This is a genomic window from Lutibacter sp. (assembly GCF_040883305.1).
In the GTDB taxonomy this organism is placed as follows: Bacteria; Bacteroidota; Bacteroidia; order Flavobacteriales; family Flavobacteriaceae; genus Lutibacter.
On sequence record NZ_JBFLKT010000343.1, the window covers coordinates 1 to 2,932 of the forward strand.

Here is a 2,932-nt window from a genome sequence, read left to right on the forward strand (position 1 = left end):
ATTTTTTATAGCCAAATTCTTCCGCAACTTTCTGTGCATTTTCTTCAATTGGATCATAAAATCCAACTAGTTCGTATTTTTTTGATTGATTTAATAACTTTAAGTGAATCTTGCCAAGATGACCAGCTCCTAAAACGCCTGCTTTTAGTATCATAAGAATGTATAATTTTATGTAAACAAAAGTAACAATCTTTATGCATTTATTCCTATTTTTAGCCTTTCAAATTTTAAATAATAGTGAAAGATACTCACAAACATCAAGGACTTAGAAATCAATTAGTAGCCACAATTTGCGAAAAAGGTATTACTGATAAAAATGTTTTAGCAGCTATTGCCAATGTACCACGGCATTTATTTATGGATTCTGGGTTTGTAGATTTTGCTTACCAAGACAAAGCATTTCCTATTGCTGCAGAACAAACAATTTCGCAGCCTTATACTGTCGCTTTTCAAACTGAATTATTACAGGTAAAATCAAACGATAAGGTTTTAGAGATTGGTACTGGTTCTGGTTATCAAACGGCGGTTTTACTGGAAATAGGAGCAAGAGTTTATACAATAGAGCGCCAAAAAGAACTTTTTAAAAAAACGAAATTATTTTTACCTAAATTAAATTATAAGCCAAAAAAAATAATTTTTGGCGATGGCTATAAAGGATTACCTGAGGAAGCGCCTTTTGATGGGATTATTGTAACAGCTGGTGCACCATTTGTGCCAAAACCACTATTAGCACAATTAAAAATAGGAGGTAGGTTGGTAATTCCTGTTGGAGAGGAAATACAAACAATGACTTTATTTGTAAGAACAGGCGAAAAAGATTTTGAAAAGCACGAATTAGGTGATTTTAGATTTGTTCCAATGCTAAAAGAACGCAATTAACATAATAATTTCAACATGATGTTATCCTGCAATAGTACCAATTATATACAATGAAATATTATTTTATATGTTCTAATTTAGAAGGCAAGAGTAAAGCAATCTGTTTCCATAAATTATCAATATTTATACAATGAAAAAAATCATATTATTTTTCTTTTTCAGTTGTACTGTTTTTATCAGTTTTGCTCAAAAAAATGAAAATTATAACACACTAAGTATAACACCTGAAATTTTTGTAGGACAAACTTTTCAACCAAATAGTTGGTTTCCTAAATTAAAAACTCATTATATGTTTGGAGTAAGTTTAGAAAACAAGAACGGTAACTTCATAAAAAACTGGAATAGTACTATTAATTTATCAACTACAGGAGTTGCTGCCTATTATTCCAGTTTAGGAAATAATGAAGTTGTTGGAAATGCGGTTTCTATACTTCCGTTTGTCGAAATAAATTTAAATAAACAAGCAACGTTTTCAGCTAAATTTGGGTTGGGAGCTTCTTATTTTACCAAAAAATATCATCCAGAAAATAATGCTTTGAATACTGCAGTAAGTACAAATTTTACTTGGGCTTTTTTAACTTCTATTTACTATAATTTTCAACTAAAAAATGAACGTTTATTAAAAATTGGAGTAGGGTATTTTCATCATTCTAATGGTCATACACAATTACCTAACTCTGGCTTAAACTCTGCTTTAGCAAGTATTTCAACAAGTTTTGAATTAAAAAAGAAATATATAAATGCTGATTCTAATATTGGTTTAAAAAGTAATTTAAAAAAATACACTAAATTTTATGAAGTAAGATACGGGCAGGGAATTCAGAAATTTATTGACCATAAAAGTAGCATAAAGGTTATAAATTCATTAGAAATTAAAGGAGGTTTGTTTTATAAAGACATACTAAAATTTAGTACAGGAATTACCTATAGTTTTTATCAGCATTACTATGATTATATAAAGGAATATGAGGTTGAACCTTATTTTAATAATCCATTTTTAAATGCTTCAAATATTTATGTTTCTGTTGGAATAGAAGCTTTATTTGGTAATATTGGAATTGATTGGGAAGGTGGTTTAAATGTGCATAAACCATTTTATAAAGAGCATTATATTTTAGAGGAAGAAGCATTAGATAATATCTACAAATTAAAAAAGGTGTTTTTAGGTAAACTTGGTTTAAAACTTTACGCTATAAATACGTTTAAAAAACCTAAAAGTAATTTTTATATAGGTACACATATAAAATCCAATCTAAGTCAAGCAGATTATACTGAACTTAGTATTGGATTTGTACATAGATTTTTAAATTAGGCAGAGAAATAATTGGATATCTGCCTCCTCAGTTATAACAGTCTGAAGAAACTTACGAATAATTAGAAATTTTAAAAAACTATAATTTAAGTTTTTTACTGTTCAAATTTATGCCAATATTGTGTTCTTCCAAGTAAAGCAAAACCAACATAACCTCTTACTTTAAGTTTATTGTCGCCTTCAAGTGTAATATAACATTTATACTCTTTTCCTGTTTTTGGATCTAATATTTTGGCATCGTTCCATTCATTCCCATCTTTAGAAAGACCATTAATTATTTCCATTCCTTTAATTGGTTTGTTTTTCTTAGCACCTTTGCATTCTTCACAAACTTTATCTTCTTTCCCATTTTCAAGAAGTTCAACAATTTTAGCATAGGCTTTACCATCTTTTTGGTAAATTTCTACAATAGATTTTTCGTTACCAGTTTCGTCATCAATTGTTTTCCATTTTCCAAAAATAGATTGAGATTGCACGGATAGGATTCCAATAAAAAATAGGCAGCTTAGAATTGAGATTGTTTTTTTCATAATAAATATATACGTTACTTATAAATTAAATTTAAACATTTTTTTTGATAGACAGGTGTTGTTTAGAAGGTGGTTTTTTTTATTTATTTTGGAATATTGGAAGTTCATTAATCTACTTGTGCATCAAATTGTTGCATCCATTTTCCCTGAACTTTTAAAACCTGTTCAATAACGTCGCGCACACAACCAGTTCCTCCTCTTTTTTGTGAAA

4 protein-coding genes and 1 pseudogene are annotated in these 2,932 nt (G+C 28.5%); 2 read left to right on the forward strand and 3 right to left on the reverse strand.

Annotated features, from left to right (window positions below; translation table 11 throughout):
* Positions 1-151: Gfo/Idh/MocA family oxidoreductase (locus tag AB1Z17_RS11090; RefSeq protein ID WP_368051863.1), on the reverse strand; the 151-nt coding region annotated here is incomplete at its 3' end.
* A gap of 86 nt (positions 152-237) precedes the next feature.
* On the opposite strand from AB1Z17_RS11090, the gene AB1Z17_RS11095 reads away from it, so the two are divergent.
* Positions 238-879, forward strand: coding sequence for a protein-L-isoaspartate(D-aspartate) O-methyltransferase (locus AB1Z17_RS11095; RefSeq protein WP_368051860.1), 642 nt, complete (start codon positions 238-240; stop codon positions 877-879).
* Between the two features lie 130 nt (positions 880-1,009).
* Entirely contained in the window at positions 1,010-2,191 is a 1,182-nt protein-coding gene (locus tag AB1Z17_RS11100) for an acyloxyacyl hydrolase (RefSeq protein WP_368051861.1), read from the forward strand.
* A gap of 95 nt (positions 2,192-2,286) precedes the next feature.
* Here AB1Z17_RS11100 and AB1Z17_RS11105 read toward each other — a convergent pair whose 3' ends face one another.
* Complete coding sequence (locus AB1Z17_RS11105; RefSeq protein ID WP_368051862.1) at positions 2,287-2,721, reverse strand: DUF2147 domain-containing protein; 435 nt, start codon at positions 2,719-2,721, stop codon at positions 2,287-2,289.
* Positions 2,722-2,828: 107 nt separating this feature from the next.
* A pseudogene (locus tag AB1Z17_RS11110) lies at positions 2,829-2,932 on the reverse strand (3-deoxy-D-manno-octulosonate 8-phosphate phosphatase); the annotation flags it as partial.